The sequence below is a fragment of the Dolichospermum sp. UHCC 0315A genome (assembly GCF_008121535.1).
GTDB lineage: Bacteria > Cyanobacteriota > Cyanobacteriia > Cyanobacteriales > Nostocaceae > Dolichospermum > Dolichospermum lemmermannii.
Genome location: NZ_CP043056.1, coordinates 5,324,011 through 5,340,975, shown reverse-complemented (window position 1 = coordinate 5,340,975; position 16,965 = coordinate 5,324,011). Strand labels below are relative to the sequence as shown.

General features: G+C 35.8%; 18 protein-coding genes and 2 pseudogenes. 14 read left to right on the top strand and 6 right to left on the bottom strand.

All coding sequences use genetic code 11. The annotated features are described in order from the left end of the window. The first annotated feature begins 126 nt into the window (after window positions 1–126). Complete coding sequence (locus BMF77_RS25230; protein ID WP_246863034.1) at window positions 127–1,380, top strand: IS1634 family transposase; 1,254 nt, start codon at window positions 127–129, stop codon at window positions 1,378–1,380. Window positions 1,381–1,628: 248 nt separating this feature from the next. On the opposite strand, the gene BMF77_RS25220 is transcribed toward BMF77_RS25230, so the two are convergent. Beyond that, window positions 1,629–2,549, bottom strand: a complete 921-nt coding sequence (locus tag BMF77_RS25220) for a tyrosine-type recombinase/integrase (RefSeq protein WP_246863033.1) — start codon at window positions 2,547–2,549, stop codon at window positions 1,629–1,631. A gap of 700 nt (window positions 2,550–3,249) precedes the next feature. Between BMF77_RS25220 and BMF77_RS25210 the strand changes: the two genes are divergently transcribed. The 4 genes from BMF77_RS25210 to BMF77_RS25195 all read left to right on the top strand — a co-directional run bounded on the left by BMF77_RS25210 (window position 3,250) and on the right by BMF77_RS25195 (window position 5,236). Beyond that, the gene (locus BMF77_RS25210) at window positions 3,250–3,762 is read left to right on the top strand and encodes a hypothetical protein (protein WP_015081690.1); all 513 of its coding nucleotides are present in this window, start codon (window positions 3,250–3,252) and stop codon (window positions 3,760–3,762) included. A 158-nt stretch (window positions 3,763–3,920) separates the two neighbouring features. Continuing rightward, a complete protein-coding gene (locus tag BMF77_RS25205) occupies window positions 3,921–4,421 on the top strand; it encodes a helix-turn-helix domain-containing protein (protein WP_148766675.1) in 501 nt (166 codons plus the stop codon). 140 nt (window positions 4,422–4,561) lie between these two features. Beyond that, on the top strand, window positions 4,562–4,846 hold the full coding sequence (locus BMF77_RS25200; RefSeq protein ID WP_148766673.1) for a hypothetical protein: 285 nt from the start codon (window positions 4,562–4,564) through the stop codon (window positions 4,844–4,846). Between the two features lie 168 nt (window positions 4,847–5,014). Beyond that, window positions 5,015–5,236 (top strand): DNA-binding protein, encoded by a 222-nt coding sequence (locus tag BMF77_RS25195; protein ID WP_148766671.1) that lies wholly within the window; start codon window positions 5,015–5,017, stop codon window positions 5,234–5,236. A gap of 35 nt (window positions 5,237–5,271) precedes the next feature. On the opposite strand, the gene BMF77_RS25190 is transcribed toward BMF77_RS25195, so the two are convergent. After that, the gene (locus BMF77_RS25190) at window positions 5,272–5,658 is read right to left on the bottom strand and encodes a transposase (protein WP_256370354.1); all 387 of its coding nucleotides are present in this window, start codon (window positions 5,656–5,658) and stop codon (window positions 5,272–5,274) included. 48 nt (window positions 5,659–5,706) lie between these two features. Here BMF77_RS25190 and BMF77_RS28385 point away from each other — a divergent pair, with 48 nt between their 5' ends. Together BMF77_RS28385 and BMF77_RS28380 are read left to right on the top strand one after the other, a co-directional pair. After that, window positions 5,707–6,189: a helix-turn-helix domain-containing protein gene (locus BMF77_RS28385; protein ID WP_246862970.1), complete on the top strand. Its 483-nt coding sequence runs from the start codon at window positions 5,707–5,709 to the stop codon at window positions 6,187–6,189. Beyond that, window positions 6,084–6,761 carry an IS630 family transposase gene (locus BMF77_RS28380; protein ID WP_246863152.1) on the top strand — a complete coding sequence of 226 codons (678 nt, stop codon included), beginning with the start codon at window positions 6,084–6,086 and terminating at the stop codon, window positions 6,759–6,761. The genes BMF77_RS28385 and BMF77_RS28380 overlap by 106 nt, the downstream gene beginning before the upstream one ends. Before the next feature lie 37 nt (window positions 6,762–6,798). On the opposite strand, the pseudogene BMF77_RS25180 reads toward BMF77_RS28380, so the two are convergent. The 3 genes and pseudogenes from BMF77_RS25180 to BMF77_RS28370 all read right to left on the bottom strand — a co-directional run. Continuing rightward, window positions 6,799–7,137 (bottom strand): annotated as a pseudogene (locus tag BMF77_RS25180) (DUF4277 domain-containing protein); the annotation flags it as partial. A gap of 39 nt (window positions 7,138–7,176) precedes the next feature. Then, a complete protein-coding gene (locus BMF77_RS28375; RefSeq protein ID WP_246863152.1) occupies window positions 7,177–7,854 on the bottom strand; it encodes an IS630 family transposase in 678 nt (225 codons plus the stop codon). Then, entirely contained in the window at window positions 7,749–8,231 is a 483-nt protein-coding gene (locus BMF77_RS28370) for a helix-turn-helix domain-containing protein (RefSeq protein WP_246862970.1), read from the bottom strand. The genes BMF77_RS28375 and BMF77_RS28370 overlap by 106 nt, the downstream gene beginning before the upstream one ends. 66 nt (window positions 8,232–8,297) lie before the next feature. Here BMF77_RS28370 and cas3 point away from each other — a divergent pair. The 7 genes and pseudogenes from cas3 to cas5d form a co-directional block, all read left to right on the top strand. Further along, window positions 8,298–9,617 (top strand): annotated as a pseudogene (gene cas3, locus BMF77_RS25170) (type I-D CRISPR-associated helicase Cas3'); the annotation flags it as partial. 443 nt (window positions 9,618–10,060) lie between these two features. Continuing rightward, complete coding sequence (locus BMF77_RS25165) at window positions 10,061–10,267, top strand: hypothetical protein (protein WP_148766669.1); 207 nt, start codon at window positions 10,061–10,063, stop codon at window positions 10,265–10,267. A 104-nt stretch (window positions 10,268–10,371) separates the two neighbouring features. Continuing rightward, the gene (locus BMF77_RS25160; protein WP_148766667.1) at window positions 10,372–10,824 is read left to right on the top strand and encodes a nucleotidyltransferase domain-containing protein; all 453 of its coding nucleotides are present in this window, start codon (window positions 10,372–10,374) and stop codon (window positions 10,822–10,824) included. After that, window positions 10,821–11,264 carry a DUF86 domain-containing protein gene (locus tag BMF77_RS25155; protein WP_148766665.1) on the top strand — a complete coding sequence of 148 codons (444 nt, stop codon included), beginning with the start codon at window positions 10,821–10,823 and terminating at the stop codon, window positions 11,262–11,264. Before BMF77_RS25160 ends, BMF77_RS25155 begins: the two co-directional genes overlap by 4 nt. Beyond that, window positions 11,257–14,619, top strand: coding sequence for a type I-D CRISPR-associated protein Cas10d/Csc3 (cas10d, locus tag BMF77_RS25150; protein ID WP_148766663.1), 3,363 nt, complete (start codon window positions 11,257–11,259; stop codon window positions 14,617–14,619). The genes BMF77_RS25155 and cas10d overlap by 8 nt, the downstream gene beginning before the upstream one ends. A 92-nt stretch (window positions 14,620–14,711) precedes the next feature. Next, window positions 14,712–15,755, top strand: a complete 1,044-nt coding sequence (cas7d, locus tag BMF77_RS25145; RefSeq protein WP_148766661.1) for a type I-D CRISPR-associated protein Cas7/Csc2 — start codon at window positions 14,712–14,714, stop codon at window positions 15,753–15,755. Window positions 15,756–15,760: 5 nt separating this feature from the next. Then, complete coding sequence (cas5d, locus tag BMF77_RS25140) at window positions 15,761–16,468, top strand: type I-D CRISPR-associated protein Cas5/Csc1 (protein ID WP_148766658.1); 708 nt, start codon at window positions 15,761–15,763, stop codon at window positions 16,466–16,468. Here cas5d and BMF77_RS25135 read toward each other — a convergent pair whose 3' ends face one another. Next, window positions 16,469–16,888 carry a hypothetical protein gene (locus BMF77_RS25135; RefSeq protein WP_148766656.1) on the bottom strand — a complete coding sequence of 140 codons (420 nt, stop codon included), beginning with the start codon at window positions 16,886–16,888 and terminating at the stop codon, window positions 16,469–16,471. Window positions 16,889–16,965: the final 77 nt, after the last annotated feature.

Genomic DNA, 16,965 nt, shown 5'->3' with positions numbered 1-16,965 from the left:
AGTTTTGTAAAAACCGTGAAACACCCTATTTATAAGGTATTCGTTAATTTATATTTCGTTACATAGATTGATTTTTTAACGCCGACCTACTTATCACTATCAACATCACATCTAGACTCATCATCAATGCACGTGCATGGGCAGTATAACACTAGCTTACCATTCGTAATATTTGAGAGTCAAAAAGTAGGACATAACCAAGAATTAGAAGAATTAGCAGTAAAATCACCAAAAGAAATAACCATCACCTACGGTTATTCTCGTGACCATCGTCCAGACTTAAAACAGTTTATCATAGAAATGATATGTTCAGGAGATGGAGACATCCCAATATTTTTAAAACTAGCATCGGGAAACCAAGCAGATTCATCATGTTTTGGTCAAATAGCAGTAGAATATCAAAAACAATTAGAAGTTAATAGTCTCATGGTTGCTGACGCTGCTTTATATACAGAATCAAACCTGAAAATGATGTCAGAATTACGTTGGTTATGTCGAGTACCATTAAGCATAAAAGCAGCAAAATCATTAATATCAACATTAGCAGAATCAGAATTTATTGATAGTACAATACCAGGATATAAATTAGCATCAAAAATCCAAAATTATGCAGGGATAGAACAAAGATGGTTAGTAGTGCAAAGTCAAGAAAGAAAAGAATCAGACCTGCATAAGCTCACACAAAAAATTACCAAAGCAGAATCAAAAGCTGTGCAAGATTTGAAAAAGTTATCACAAGAAGAATTTGCATGTGTTGCAGATGCTATCAAGGCATTATCAAAATTATCAAAACAATTCAAATATCATCAAATTCACGAAAGTACGGTGACTCAAGTAAAATCTAATAAAAAAGATACTTCAGGAGAAATATCCTATCAAATATCAGCTACAGTCTCCCAGGATGAAAGTAAAATTAATACAGAATTGCTGAGTGCGGGACGTTTTATTATTGCGACAAATGTTTTAGATTCACAGGAACTAAGCAATGATTCTATGCTCAGGGAATATAAAGCCCAGCAGTCATGTGAGAGGGGGTTTGGTTTTCTCAAAGACCCATTATTTTTTGCCGACAGTATTTTCCTCAAAAGTCCTGAGAGAATAGAGTCTTTGGGAATGATTATGGGTTTATGTCTACTGGTTTATACTTTGGCTCAACGTCATATTAGAAATGCTCTTTTGGAGTCTAAATCAACAATTAAAAATCAATTAGGCAAAGCAACTAATCGTCCTACTTTACGCTGGATTTTTCAATGCTTTCAGTGTATTCATTTGGTTACACTCAATCAGGAGAAACATATTTCTAATTGGAATAAGGACAGAGATTTTATCTTGAGTCTTTTACCAGATGATTGTTTACGTTACTATCAATTAGTCAGCTAATTATCATCTCTATCAATTTAATTTCTCTTGTAAAGATGAGCTAATCTCTTTGATTTATAGCTCCATTTTACTATGTCTATAATTTCGTTTTTTACTTTAATTGATTAGTCTAACTTATAATTGTTTCTTGAATATCTTCTTTCACTTATCTATTGACCTCTCCAGGTGGTGTGCATTCTTATTGCTTCTTATTGAGAATAGATTTTGATGACATTTTTGGTGATTTACTGTTTCTCAAATGCCTTTTTTCACTTTATCTGTTTGTTTTGATGCTCCCTTTGATTTTCATCTCCGTAATTTCCCTCTGTAACATTTTGGGGTGCGGAATGTGGGATAAAAGTCCTGCGAAAATCATGGGCAGAAAAGTTTGTTACCCCAGCTTCTACACCCCGTTTTTCCAGAATAAACAGCACTGCTTGAGGTGTCAGTTGTCGTAAAGTCACCGCCCCAGATTTATTAATGTGACAGATTAAAGCTCCAGATTCCCGCCCTCTAATTTCTAACCAATCTTCGATAATTGGTAAAACTCCATCTGGTAAATAAACAGTTCTATCTTTACCACCTTTACCACTGCGGACTTTCACACTGCCAGAATGGAAGTCACTCAACATTAATTTTACTGATTCCCCCCGGCGTAACCCCGCACCTCGCAAAATTGCTATCAACGCCGCATCTCTATAACCAATGGGAGTAGGGTCATCAAAACAAGTTTGCATCAGGGTATTAATTTCAGTTTCAGATAAAAAACGCCCCTTCAATTCCTTAGACAGCTTGATATTAGCGATATCTACCGCCCTAGCAAAATCTTTAGCATCCATTAATTCAAGTCGTAATGCTTCTTTCAAGACTCTCCTTAATGCACTCAGCATTTTATTAGCTGTGGCTGGTGCATATCTTTCCATCAGTATACACCGTAATAAGGCTGTATGTTTATAACGCAGTTCAGCCCAATTTAATGTCAGCGCATCACATTCATTGCTGGTAAGGATACGAGCGATAGCGAAGCGCTCCGTAGGAATCGCATCCAATGCCTGTTTCATCGCCGAACGAGAACCGGGAGATAGAGCAGCAAGATAGACAGCAGCGGGGTGTTGAGTTAGGGAGGTGGGTGCAGTCAAAGCTAGGGAATTGACAACAGTTATTTCACCAATTTCCGGGGATTCATTCATTTACTTATCCGAAGATGCCTTCTAGCTAGTTATATTCTGATAAGTAATATTGTAATTTGACCTTTTCCCTCTCTAAAATTTATTTGGCATTGATTGGGTAATTTCTGTGGGGGGCTGCAAGCGCAAGCAGTTCGCAGCGATAGCGAAGCACTCCGTAGGAATCGTTATCGCTCTATAAAAATTTCCCCTAAGAAAATTCTGCACGATGTTCTCAATTCCGGTTTTCCCCAGTCTGATTATTTTCCCTCAAGAAAATTCTGCACGGTGTTCTCAATTCCGGTTTTCCCCAGTCTGATTATTTTCCCTCAAGAAAATTCTGCACGGTGTTCTCAATCCCGGTTTTCCCCAGTCTGATTATTTTCCCTCAAGAAAATTTTGCACTGTGTTCTCAATCCCGGTTTTCCCCAGTCTGATTATTTTCCCTCAAGAAAATTTAGCAGTGGTTTTCCCATAAATTCACCAAGTCTAGCGTTGCTGTTATCAGGGGCAAGATAGGCTGAAAGTATTACCAATAAAGGTTTTCAGTTACCACCCTGCCAAACCGGGAGAATCGTACGAATCGGCTGAAACCTAGACACAGCAATAGTTTCCAGACCATGTTGCAGGTTTTTACAAGGATCTCGGTTTACTACCTAATAGCTAGTAATCATACTTATGAGCGATAATATGAATGATTAAAACCAGTATTTAGGAGGTTACGATGTTTATCTTCAATAGAAAAATTATTGCTAATACCGCGACAGCATCTTTGATAGCAATGATTGGCGTTCTTTTAACTAATGCAGCAGCCAAAGCTCAAGAAACAACTAAGATAGAGTGCGTTAAAGAATATATTAAAATAGGTGTGTCACCTGATGCTGCACTAGGAGAGTGTAACAAAAACAACTTAGGCGATTGTGTGAAAAAATTAACTGCTTCAAAAGTGGTTATTACGGGAGTATCAGAATCTCAAGGCCGTTACTTAGTTGATATTGGTGATCAGGAATCAAGATGGTTAGAAGGTAAAAAATGGCAAGAAAAAGGATGTCTTGCCAATACACAAGGGCAATATAAAAGACAAAGTGATAATATTAAAACCTTTTGGGGTACTCAACGCTCCTATGAATGGTTCAGACAAGGTTTTTGCTCAACACCAACGATTCAGCTAGAGCAAAATTACACAATTGGTGAAGCGAAAACACTTTGTGAATTAGGTATTAAACCAAAAGACTGATATCTAATTGCTTACTCCAGTTCCTACCAGTGGACTTGGTAAAACTGGTTTTATTCACATAAATTTCCCTCAAGAAAATTTAACGATTCTCAAACCCCGACAGTTAAACCGCGACAATGATATAATAGATGTCGTGGTTTAAATCCGACCAGGGCATCATGAACAAAAAAGAAGCCGCAGCATATTTGGGCTGTAGCGAAAGAGCCATAGAAAGATACGTACAAAGCGGTAAAATATCTTGTAGCTATGAAAAAGGTAAAACCCGCACTGTAGCAGTATTTACGCAATCAGAACTAGATAAAATTAAATATCAATCGGAGTCCGTAACACCAGCTTATGAAACAATACCAGAACCACGACAAACCGCGACATTAGACGAGAATGAGCTAACAATATACCATGATGAACCTGTCGGGGTTGTCGAGGTTGGCGATATTTCCAAACTATCGGCAATGGTGGAACTGCTTCTGGTTAGGCAACAACTAAAGGCCAGCGACAAACTGGTATTAACTGTTGATGAGTGCCATCAACTAACAGGATTCCCAAGGGAAATGCTTAAAGAAGCGATCGCTAATGGTCAATTACCAGCTAAGAAAATTGGTAGATCATGGCGGGTAAAAAGAAGCTGCTTAGATGCTTATATAGATGACGTATTATAATGCCGACAAACCACGACAATAGCAAAGTAAAAGCTGGCGATATGCGATGACTACAGCAGACGAAGCCATTACTAAGCTGTCGGGGTTGTCGTAATTATTGTGAGAGAATCAATAAATTAGTAAAAAGTTAAGAAAATACTATGGATAGGATGTTAAAAGTTTGTAGTCAATGTCAGCATGAACATTACTTTGAGGACTTTTGCCCTGGCAATTGTGACAACTGCAATTCTCCGTTAGTTGGTAATGCTTACCCAGTTAAATTATTAGATCAAGTTACTCAAGCAATAGATATTATTAGCAATCGGCTTGATTATAACTTTGATGAAGCATTAAATTATCTTTTTAAAGTATTGGCAGCACCTCAAGTTAGTGAAAACTTATTAAACGATCCAAGTATTTGGAAAATCTTGCAACCTCCAAAATAGTACACTAATTATAATTTTCATTGATTTTAATTGATGTATCAAAATTTCCCGTACAATCAATGGCGGCGTGTACAGCGTCGCTTTTTTTATATAATTTTATTGTACAATCACTGATACACAAATTAACACTTGTATAGTAAAATAGTACAAATTATTCTTTACAAAACTATGACTAGTACACCTTTAGAGCCAAGTTTGAAGGATAAAGTCTTTGAAATTTGTGAAAACCTATATAAAAATTCAGAAAAAATTACCCGTAAAAAGGTACGAGATGTACTAGGCGGGGGAAGTTATGAGTACATTTCGCCATTGGTGACAGAGTGGAAAAACCTTAATTCTGTACAGAACCAAGAAATTGAAGGTACAGAAACAGAGGAACAATCTAAGTAGGTCGGCGGAAAAGTTTATAACTATGTAACGAAAAGTTAAGAAGAAGTATGTTCGTTAAATTTAATACGTTCTGTACTGTATTGTCCTTTTTCTCCCCTGGCTTTAACCCCATTCATTACGGCATAAGCAAGGTCTAACTCGTCCTCAAACATTTGTCCCGATAGTTCATCTTTTTTGAGATGCTGCCATTCCAATTCAATTGGATTCATTTCCGAGCAATATTTGGGCAGAAAGAAGATATATAAGTTCTGACTCTCCCATTTTGACCATAACTGTTGCACTTCCTTACATCGGTGTATTGGACCGTTATCCTGCACTATCACTCTTATTCGTCCGTTTTTTTCGGCTTCTTGCGCTTCTTGTTCCATCATTTGGATATAAGATTTGCGATTAAGTAAGTCGGCGCAAAGAAACCAAACTATGTAAAGATAAGTAAATACGGAAAATAAATCTAGTGAGGTGATTAAAATATGGGTGCTCGTTTAAGGGTATTTTTAACTCGTGAGCAAGATAAAACCCTGTTGAACCTAAGAACAAGGGATTTGCCGCAAAAAGTCAAAGATAAAGCCGAGGTAATTAGGTTAAATTCACATGGTTGGTATGTAGAAAAAATAGCTGCTCATTTTGACTGGACTCCTCAAACAATCAGAGAAATCTTACATAAATGGGAAAAACAGGGTATAGAAGGACTTTGGGAACTACCTGGTCGAGGGTGTAAACCAAAGTATGGTGAAGAAGACATAGTATTTTTGGAAGAATGCCTAAAAAAAGAACCACGAACATATAACAGTGTTCAATTAGCTCAAAAATTAGAAAGCGAACGCCAAATTCAATTGAGTCCCGACAGATTAAGACGGGTACTCAAAAAAAGGGGGTCATTTGGAAACGAGCTAGAAAGAGTCACAAAGGAAAACAAGACCCCAAAAACAGAGAAATTAAGCAAGCAGACTTAGAGATGTTGACACTATCTGCGGCGGCTGGAGAAATAGACTTGAAATATTTGGATGAATCAGGGTTCTGTATGTGGAGCGAACCAAGTTATACATATTATCAGCGAGGTGAGCAAAAACATTTAGAACAAACAAAGCGTCGTGGACGGAGATTAAGCATTATTGGGCTGATTCAACATGAGGTTAGCTTTGTTTACGGTTTAGTTATTGGTGGTGTTAATCGCAAATCTTATATCCAAATGATGGAACAAGAAGCGCAAGAAGCCGAAAAAAACGGACGAATAAGAGTGATAGTGCAGGATAACGGTCCAATACACCGATGTAAGGAAGTGCAACAGTTATGGTCAAAATGGGAGAGTCAGAACTTATATATCTTCTTTCTGCCCAAATATTGCTCGGAAATGAATCCAATTGAATTGGAATGGCAGCATCTCAAAAAAGATGAACTATCGGGACAAATGTTTGAGGACGAGTTAGACCTTGCTTATGCCGTAATGAATGGGGTTAAAGCCAGGGGAGAAAAAGGACAATACAGTACAGAACGTATTAAATTTAACGAACATACTTCTTCTTAACTTTTCGTTACATAGTTATAAACTTTTCCGCCGACCTACTTACTCCAAATTTTTGAGCAGCTTTTAAGGCTATGATAAAAAAGATTGTATCTAAGCCTTTTATAAACAGTTTATCCATGACTCTCCCCAATTTATCGTCGTTGAGATATTCTGGTTTTACTCCTGCTCCTATTAAATGCTCACAGGCGATTGTTTCAAAATATTTGGGAAACATATATAACGGTTTGGAGACAAATCCTAACCCGTTTATTATCATGGCTTTTACCACTTGACCTGCATTTACTTTTTCGTCTTTTTCGACTCCTATTAATTCATTTATTATTTCTACTATTCCGATTGAATCTATGATTCCTGCTACTATCCCTAGATGGTCTAAGTAGGTCGGCGGAAAAGTTTATAACTATGTAACGAAAAGTTAAGAAGAAGTATGTTCGTTAAATTTAATACGTTCTGTACTGTATTGTCCTTTTTCTCCCCTGGCTTTAACCCCATTCATTACGGCATAAGCAAGGTCTAACTCGTCCTCAAACATTTGTCCCGATAGTTCATCTTTTTTGAGATGCTGCCATTCCAATTCAATTGGATTCATTTCCGAGCAATATTTGGGCAGAAAGAAGATATATAAGTTCTGACTCTCCCATTTTGACCATAACTGTTGCACTTCCTTACATCGGTGTATTGGACCGTTATCCTGCACTATCACTCTTATTCGTCCGTTTTTTTCGGCTTCTTGCGCTTCTTGTTCCATCATTTGGATATAAGATTTGCGATTAACACCACCAATAACTAAACCGTAAACAAAGCTAACCTCATGTTGAATCAGCCCAATAATGCTTAATCTCCGTCCACGACGCTTTGTTTGTTCTAAATGTTTTTGCTCACCTCGCTGATAATATGTATAACTTGGTTCGCTCCACATACAGAACCCTGATTCATCCAAATATTTCAAGTCTATTTCTCCAGCCGCCGCAGATAGTGTCAACATCTCTAAGTCTGCTTGCTTAATTTCTCTGTTTTTGGGGTCTTGTTTTCCTTTGTGACTCTTTCTAGCTCGTTTCCAAATGACCCCCTTTTTTTGAGTACCCGTCTTAATCTGTCGGGACTCAATTGAATTTGGCGTTCGCTTTCTAATTTTTGAGCTAATTGAACACTGTTATATGTTCGTGGTTCTTTTTTTAGGCATTCTTCCAAAAATACTATGTCTTCTTCACCATACTTTGGTTTACACCCTCGACCAGGTAGTTCCCAAAGTCCTTCTATACCCTGTTTTTCCCATTTATGTAAGATTTCTCTGATTGTTTGAGGAGTCCAGTCAAAATGAGCAGCTATTTTTTCTACATACCAACCATGTGAATTTAACCTAATTACCTCGGCTTTATCTTTGACTTTTTGCGGCAAATCCCTTGTTCTTAGGTTCAACAGGGTTTTATCTTGCTCACGAGTTAAAAATACCCTTAAACGAGCACCCATATTTTAATCACCTCACTAGATTTATTTTCCGTATTTACTTATCTTTACATAGTTTGGTTTCTTTGCGCCGACTTACTTATATCTCAATTTCAGCAATACCCAGGTAGTAAAGGTGCGATTATTCTCAATTCAATTGCAGCAGTTAAGCGACTAACTCCGTTTTTTCAGGAACTTTTAAAATCTGATAATTTAATAGTGGGAGAAAATACAGGTTTATCAAGTAAAGGAGAAAAAGAGTTAAGTTTTGTGGCTGATTTGGTTCTGGGTACAAGTACAATAGATGTAGGAGTTGATTTTAAAATTAACTTTCTAATTTTTGAATCATCAGATTCTGGTAACTTTATTCAACGATTAGGAAGATTAGGCAGACATGATGGATATGAAAAAAATGGTCAAGAAATTAAGTTTGATAATTTCACAGCTTATGCTTTAGTTCCTAAGTTTTTAGTTGAGCGTTTATTTCAAACAAATTCACCACCATTACAAGTTGATAATATTTATGATCGTCCATTTTTGCAACAAACTATAAAAGAGCAATATCGTAAAATCAATGATTTTCATGGTTATTATCGCCGATGGGGTGCTGTGCAGTCATTTTGGTTATGTTGTAAATTGAGCGATCGCACTATTAAACAACAGTATGCTAAAAGTCGAGAAAAGTTCCAAACAGCCTGTGAACAAATATTTAATACAAGTTTAAAATCACAAGCTGGACATATTACAGGATGGGCTAAAAACTGGAAAGAAATGTCAGGTAAATCAGGAAATCCCATTGCTGAAGATGCAGCGAGTTTTCGTGGTTCTAGTCCTTTGCAATGTGGTTTATATGATTTGACAGAAATTAACGAAGCAGAAAGATTTAAAACTTATGATTTACCGGGAATTTTAAGCAACTTAGAAATAGAAATGTGGACGGAAGCAGGATTCATACGGACATTAAAAGAAACTGCCCAACGAACCGGACAACCCATAGCTAAAGGTAGATTTGCTCATTGTCTCGCATTTATCAAGTTACGTTCCTACCGTGAGGAACGGTTGAACTGGAAATTTACCTATTTTGGAGACTTGCAACCCATAGCTGACGCTTGGAAAGTACAGGTTTTAACAGGGGTGGGAGTATGGCAACCGGATAATGCTTGGATAGGTCAAATTGATAAAAAGCTGAAAAAAGAGGGGTTAGTTTGTTATGTAATTCGTCGTCCAGTTGCTGAAGTGCGGATGCGGTTAAGGCTACCTATGCACTTTCAACTTTATCCCATCAGTGATCAGTACAGTATTCATGAAGCAACTCAGCCCTATTCTATAGCTTTTGGTCAATCTGCGCTGCTACTGGATACGCTTGCTTATACGTTTAAAAGCAAAGGAGATGAGATATGGATTGCTTGAGGTTACGATCCCTAATAGGGATTAAGGAGTTGTATTAATGCCTTGATTACTTCTTTACTACAATTTCAATCCCTGATAGGGATTAGGGTTTATTTTCAAGGCTTCCTTAGTATATATCTTAAAAAATCTCATAGAAAAATTCTTTTATTGCCAGATTTTTTTGATATCTTTACTAGTAATCTTTTATACTCCTTAAGAGTAAGCTCATTTGAGTATAAATGAAATAAAGCAAAACTAATCTTGTTTTAATACGCTGTTAAATTTTTTTGAATCTCTAATCCTGTAAATAGACTTTTCCGATTTACTTCTTTACTACAGACCTTTGTATGTTATATTATGAATGAACCGGAAAAAAGTTATCTCAGTTCACCTATATAGAGTCGCACCTTATAGGTTAGCACTAGCATGGCTGATTCGGCGCAAACCACTTGAGGTAATTTTTTATGAAAGAAAACCTTCCAAATCGTATGCTACAGCTTATGTCAAATGGTTGCTGGCATTCTACAGAAGAACTAGTTGACAAAATCAGTCACCGATTTTCTGCAACCATGTATGTTTTGAGAAAACAAGGTTATGTCTTTGAAGATCGTCGTATTGAAGGCCAACGAAGGGAGTGGCGGCTAGTAGTAGAGTTACAAGTGACCGCTTAAAAATAATTTCTTGCATATTGGGGTACTCCCATTTCCTGAAAATAGCTAATAGGGTGCGTTATCCATAGCGTAATGCACCCAAATCAAAAATTAGGAAATATCAAATGGAAAACAACACTCCCACAATTACAGAACTTCAAAAACTATCCTCACAATTTACTGAAAAAATACCTTACTTAAAAATGTTAGTCCTGTTTGGTTCTAGAGCTACTGACAAAACTAATATAAATAGTGACTGGGATTTTGCAGTTTTGTGTGATGAAAAACAACGTCAATCTTACATAGAAAATAATATGTCTGGTTTATTTGAACTGCCAATTTTGATTGGTGAAGTTTTGAAAATAAATCCTGATATCATAGATACTGTCGAATTAAATCAATGTTCTTGGTTAATTGCTCATTTTGTTGCGCGTGACGGAATTAGTTTATTTGAAAAACACCCTGGAGAATTTGATAACTTCCGCTTAAATTCAGTAAAAACTCAATCAGAGTTAAAAAAATTCCGCCAAGAACAACACCGAATTATTGAAATAGAACTAAATAAGTGGGGAGCATGAATAATCTAGACCCAGAAATAGTTTTAGCTAGACTAAAGCTCATTGCCAAATATTACAATACTTTAGAAGAATTTCGTTCTATTAGTCTTGATGAATTTTTAGCTGATTTTCGTCAACAGCTTATTGTAGAAAGATTGCTGCAATTAATGACTCAAGCAGCGATAGACATCAACGACCATATATTGTCAAAGCTAAACTCTGGAAAATCCTATACTAATTTTGAGGCTTTCATTGAATTAGGTAACTCTCAAATAATTACACCAGAATTAGCGAAACAAATAGCACCATCATCGGGATTAAGGAATCGGTTAGTTCATGAATATGATGATATAGATCCCAAGCAAGTTTTTATGGCAATTAATTTTGCTTTACAGCAATATCCGCTTTATGTTAGACAAATTAACTCTTACTTAATTTCATTGGAAGAAGACAATGGCTAAAAAAAGTAAAGATGCAAATGAACATCAACAATTATCACTTTTAGAACTAGAAAATAATTCCGATTCTGAAACCTCAGATGATGATTGGTTATCGGGTGATTTTGGTTTTGATGGAGATAATGACAGAACTATTGAAACTAAAGGACAATTACTCACACTCAAATTATTAAGAGAAGCAATACAAGCTGAAAATCCTCATGATCAAGTCATGGCAGATTTTAGCGAATATGTGTTACCAAATTTGCTTAAAATTGCTATTGGTGTCACTGCTAAAGGTGGTAAATTCTTTGATGAAATTGATGAAAAACGAGAAGCCGAAGGGAAAACTAAAGTTAGACGTGATAATGCTGCTGACCAATCTTTAAATACACACTTACTCAATGGCTTATTTCCAGCAAATTTAATTGAGCAAAGATTAGAAAAACTGGATACTACAGTTAAGCGATTAGTAAAAGATAAAGAACGACGTTTAGTAATTGCTGGCTTTATTTTACATGATTTTGAAAAATTCCCAGATGCACCTGAAGAATGTCGCAAGTTACCTTTAGATGAACATCGCAAAATTATTGATGAAAAAGTCAAACAATTAGGACTTGATAAATTTATCAATCCAGATAATCCCGACATTTATCAAGAATATATTGATGATTTATTGTGTATGGCTTATAATGCACAACGACGCTGGGATACTAACTGGAATTTTTCTGAGTTTGGCTTAAATCCTGCTCTTAAAGACCGCACTATTCGCAGTTTATCAGATTTAACTTGTTTAGCTGATTCTCTCGCTTCAATTATCAAACATCCCCAAGATGCAGAAAATACGAGACTTAATGAAATTCTCCACAGTCTCAGTGATGGTAAATTGAAATTTATTTATCATCGCATAGCCGAAAATAGAGGTGTTTTAACCAACGTTGTTAATAATGCTGTAATTCAAGCTCACACTAACTTAAATACTGCTGAAAATACATATTATCAACCGTTGTTATATCTACCAACAGGGGTAATTTATCTAGCGTTACGGGATGCTCCTCCTATTTCACCTGAAACTTTACCAGATTTGGTAGTTAATAAAATTAAATCCCTTTGTGCAGGTCAATTAAAACTCAGACAAACGGGATTTGGTAGAGATGGTAAAGGGACGAAATATGCCGAATATTACAACCTATTTTTTGAATCTCCTGCTTTAATGCAAGTGGCTTTAGATGCGACTTTACGCATTCTCAATACTAATAAACCTTCTGTTGCTAAAAGTCGTAGTGAGAATTTAGTGAAGTTCCAAAAACAGAATGTTTTATCTCCTGATTATGATTTTAAGTTTGATGATAGTATCCGTATTGATCAAATTGCCGAATTTGGAGATTTAATTACTCGCAAAATTTGGGATGAAATAGTTAATAAAATTGAAACTGAAAGGAAGAAAGATAAAAAATTACCAGAAGTTCCAAATTTTGATTTAACTCACAAAGTCGCAGAATTTTGGAATTTAACAGAATATTTACCGCAGGTTCGAGAAATTCAACGCATTAATGAAAGTTTGAAAGAACAAAAACTCAAAGGTAATACAGGAGGTGTACCTTATGAATGGTATTATCTAGCGGCTAAATATTTAGAAAAACACCCAGGTATTGAAGATGTCCGCGAAAATTGTCAACAGGTAATTTATTACTTAACAGATTTAATTTCCCCAATTCTGGCACAATATCAATTACCTGATGGTTGGGATGATTTAAGACTGTGGGTATCAAGAGTTGTGATGTTACCCACTACCAATACAGAAACATCTGTCAAAACTGAAGTTGATAATTTTATCAATGAGTTGAGTAATTATAATGCTGCCAAAAAGCCAGGAAGAGGTAAACAATTAATTTGTTCAATTTCTCATTCAGCTTATACTGTCACTGAACAGATGGAATCAGCAGTTTTATTTACACCTCAAGTTTATACAAATAAACAAATGTTAGGAGGTTCTAACGCTAAACGCAATATTTCTAGTATTGCGGGTGTAGAAATGATGCTGAGACAAATTCTCATGAATCAAACTCAAGCTGTAGGAAAAAGATTTGAAGATGGGAAATATCGCTATCTCTATTTTTATCCAACTTATTACTTTACCCCAGAAACTAATAAGTTTTTACAAAAAGCTTACATGAACATTGCTCAAACTCGTTTTGATACTAGCATCCGTAATCATTTCATTAGTAAAGATTTACAGGTAGATTTAGGTAAAGAAAACTATCAAAGTGTGGATAGTTTCTTAATTGATGAAAATTTAGATAGTGAAAAAGACCGCACATTTAAACTTTCTTATCCTGAAGATCAGCCTTTAACATTTTACTTCATGGCTTTACCACCAGGACGAGATAGCACTGATACAGAATCTTGGGTAATGCCGAGTTGGTTAGCATTTGCTTTTCCGATGATTTTAGATGTAAAAACTGTAGTTTCTGAGTCTCCTATTCCCCCATTTAATGATGGTGCAGAATTTGAAGAAACAGTATTTCTTGATAGTGCGCCTCATGCTTTCCGTACTTTGGTGAAAAGAGATAGATTTCGTCTTGATTATATCTTGGAAGGCTGGGAATATTACGGTATCCAATATCCGGCACCTTTAAATGTTTTAACTGCTGCTTATGCTATTCATTTAGATGTCAATGCTAGACAAGGAAAGACTGGTTATGATGCTAATTGGGGTAAATTTACGGAATTAGCAAAGGATTTGGAAACCAGTCCTCTTTATGTCTTTGCTTATCTTAATAAATGGGTGCGTAATCAAAAAATTGAAACGGCAAGGATTGAAAAAATCAAACTTTACACCTATCATTTTTACCCTTGTTTTGACCCCTATACAAAATTTGATTCAACTGAGGAGAAATTAATTGTGGAAGAAAAATCAACTTTGAATCATCCTAAAAATTTAACGGAACTTTATCGCCGTTTTTATCGAGCCAATAAAAGGTTTAATCCTAAAGCTAATGCTGTTTTAAAACCCATTGATATTGCTGCGGATATTATTCTCAAAGCAGATTTATGTATGTTTGGTGGAGAAGTTTTAACTTCAACTGTAGCGGCAGAGGTTTTTAAACTCATGGATCGGGTACATTCTTCTACTGCTGAAGGACGTTGGATTATGAGTAAAAGGGAGGAAGAAAGACAAGCTGTTTTAGAGTTTGCAAGGTATTTTGTAGAGGATGTTTTTGAGGGGTGTTTTAAGAGCGATCGCGCACGTTTAGCAGGCCGTCAATTGAATCTAATTCGAGATACCTGTGAATTTCTTTACCGTTTAGAAGATGATAAGGAAAATACTGGAAAAGATGAAAAATCTAAATCTGAAGATGACGATAATCAACCGTAAATTTAAAATAGGGGTTCAGGAGTTCTAAACTCCCATACTCTACCCAAATTAAGAAACTTAAAACCTAATTAACCTCATTTAGGAAAAACATCATGACACTCTTAAAAACCGTTGACGCTAAATTATTTCAATCAGAAATTCCCTATAAACCAATGGGAAAATATGCCCACTTTCTCACCGTTCGCATTACTGAATCTTATCCTTTATTTCAAACAGATAGCGAACTTAATAAAGCACGGGTAAGGGCTGGAGTCAAAGATAAAAATACCATTAGCCGTCTTTCAATGTTCAAACGTAAACAGTCAACACCAGAAAGATTAGTAGGTAGAGAATTACTCCGTAAATATGAATTCATGACAGCAGAAGAATGTGAATATAACGTATCTTTTGCAATGGATAATCCTGATTGTATAATTTACGGTTTTGCTATTGGTGATTCTGGTTCAGAAAAATCAAAAGTAGTGGTAGATACGGCATTTTCAATTACAGCTTTTGATGAATCTCATGAAACCTTTACTCTGAATGCTCCTTTTGAAAATGGTACAATGGCTTCTAAAGGAGAAAGTGGTTCTAAAGCTGGTGAAGTTACTAGCAGAATTAATCAACAAGATCACATTAGACCACAAGTTTTCTTTCCTAGTATTGTAACACTCAAAGACCCCACAGAAGCTAGTTTTCTTTATGTTTTTAATAACATTCTCAGAACTCGTCATTATGGCGCACAAACAACCCGCACAGGTCGCATTAGGAATGAATTAGTCGGTGTGATTTTTGCTGATGGAGAAATTACCAGTAACCTGCGGTGGACTCAAGCCATATACGATCAAATGAAGGCTAATAATACCCTCAAATCCCCAGATCCTTTAGATGAAGATGATGTAATTACATCGGCTAAAAGTGCAATTGAGAATTTAATGAATGATGAATTTATTGTGCATACAGATTTAATTGGTGATGCTTTTATACCTCTAGTCAATGAAGTTAAAAACCTCACAAATAACGAAGCAGGAATTAAATCACTTTTACAACAAGCTAATGATGAAGCTAAGGCTTATGCTAAAAAGCATATTAAAGGTAAATCTGAAGAAGCAAAAACCGCAAAGCCAAAAGCAGGTAAAAATGCTAAAGCGGAGTAACAAAAATGGTGTTTATCTACCGTTGTCAATTAGAACTACATGACAGCCTCTATTTTGCCACCCGTGAAATCGGCAGACTATACGAAACAGAGGCAATAATTCATAACTACGCCCTCTGTTATGCACTTGGTTTAGTTGATAGTGAAATCTACTCAACAACCGTTGCTGAAGAAGATTCCTATCGCTATTTCTGCCCCGAACAAGTACCAAAATATGAAGCACATTTAACTCCTTTAAATGAACAAGGAATCTATATAACTCCGGCTCGATCTCTGAGGCATTCATCTATTCTCAATACATGGAAATATGCAAATAATAACTACCATGTAGAAATGGAAAAAACCCAAAAGAATATTCCCAGTTTTGGTAGAGCAAAGGAAATTGCACCAGAAAGTCAATTTGAGTTCTTTCTAATTTCTCAAAAAGAGATCAAATTACCTAAATGGATTCGTTTAGGTAAATGGATGAGTAAAGCAGAAATTACGGTTGAGAAATTACCACAACCAAAAATCAAAACTGATTTATTTACCTGCACTCATCCTTTAAATCCTTTGGATGTCATGTTTACTAATCAAGTTATTAGCTATGATGTGGTAAATATGCCACCAGTAAGTCTGATTCAAAATGTGCAAATACAAGGGGAATATTACTATTTTGATGATATCAAAAATGTAAAACTTCCCAAGTTAATGCAATACCGTTTTCGGAGTTAATTATTTTCCAAAACCTTTACCGCTCTTCTTTGTTTTAGGAGAGCGTAAAGGCATTAATTCAGTCATCAAACTACCACGATTTTGTAACATTAACTTGCGATTTCGATCACGTTGATAAGTTGCTATTTCTTCAGCATGAGGATGATCTGGATCTATTTTGAGATGGGTAATAGACACTATATATAGTGCTTTATCTTCATCTTCGGGATTATCGTTCTTGCTGACTAATCGGCACATAATCCCACCTTCATCCCCAGAATAAGCTACCCAATCAACTTCAAATTCTTTCTCTGGATTTATTATGTCTCCTCTTGTCTTCAGCATTTTCAATAATTCTTTTGCCACCTTAACTTTAATTGGTAAACTGGCTTCTAACTTTTTACTAAGTGCTGTTGCTTCAAGATAATTATCAACTGTCATTTGTCTTACTCTTTATTCAATGTTAATTACTTTATACGTTCTATAGTCTGAATCTTTCTTAGTTTTCATTATCTATT

Excerpts from the sequence above, each read along its gene's own strand:
- BMF77_RS25160 (WP_148766667.1), top strand. The coding sequence starts at position 10,372 with ATGGAAAACAACACTCCCACAATTACAGAACTTCAAAAACTATCCTCA.
- BMF77_RS28370 (WP_246862970.1), bottom strand. The coding sequence starts at position 8,231 with ATGGGTGCTCGTTTAAGGGTATTTTTAACTCGTGAGCAAGATAAAACC.
- BMF77_RS25205 (WP_148766675.1), top strand. The coding sequence starts at position 3,921 with ATGAACAAAAAAGAAGCCGCAGCATATTTGGGCTGTAGCGAAAGAGCC.
- BMF77_RS25165 (WP_148766669.1), top strand. The coding sequence starts at position 10,061 with ATGAAAGAAAACCTTCCAAATCGTATGCTACAGCTTATGTCAAATGGT.
- cas10d (WP_148766663.1), top strand. The coding sequence starts at position 11,257 with ATGGCTAAAAAAAGTAAAGATGCAAATGAACATCAACAATTATCACTT.
- BMF77_RS25200 (WP_148766673.1), top strand. The coding sequence starts at position 4,562 with ATGGATAGGATGTTAAAAGTTTGTAGTCAATGTCAGCATGAACATTAC.
- BMF77_RS25135 (WP_148766656.1), bottom strand. The coding sequence starts at position 16,888 with ATGACAGTTGATAATTATCTTGAAGCAACAGCACTTAGTAAAAAGTTA.
- BMF77_RS25210 (WP_015081690.1), top strand. The coding sequence starts at position 3,250 with ATGTTTATCTTCAATAGAAAAATTATTGCTAATACCGCGACAGCATCT.
- BMF77_RS25230 (WP_246863034.1), top strand. The coding sequence starts at position 127 with ATGCACGTGCATGGGCAGTATAACACTAGCTTACCATTCGTAATATTT.
- BMF77_RS25220 (WP_246863033.1), bottom strand. The coding sequence starts at position 2,549 with ATGAATGAATCCCCGGAAATTGGTGAAATAACTGTTGTCAATTCCCTA.
- cas7d (WP_148766661.1), top strand. The coding sequence starts at position 14,712 with ATGACACTCTTAAAAACCGTTGACGCTAAATTATTTCAATCAGAAATT.
- BMF77_RS25195 (WP_148766671.1), top strand. The coding sequence starts at position 5,015 with ATGACTAGTACACCTTTAGAGCCAAGTTTGAAGGATAAAGTCTTTGAA.
- BMF77_RS28385 (WP_246862970.1), top strand. The coding sequence starts at position 5,707 with ATGGGTGCTCGTTTAAGGGTATTTTTAACTCGTGAGCAAGATAAAACC.
- BMF77_RS25155 (WP_148766665.1), top strand. The coding sequence starts at position 10,821 with ATGAATAATCTAGACCCAGAAATAGTTTTAGCTAGACTAAAGCTCATT.
- cas5d (WP_148766658.1), top strand. The coding sequence starts at position 15,761 with ATGGTGTTTATCTACCGTTGTCAATTAGAACTACATGACAGCCTCTAT.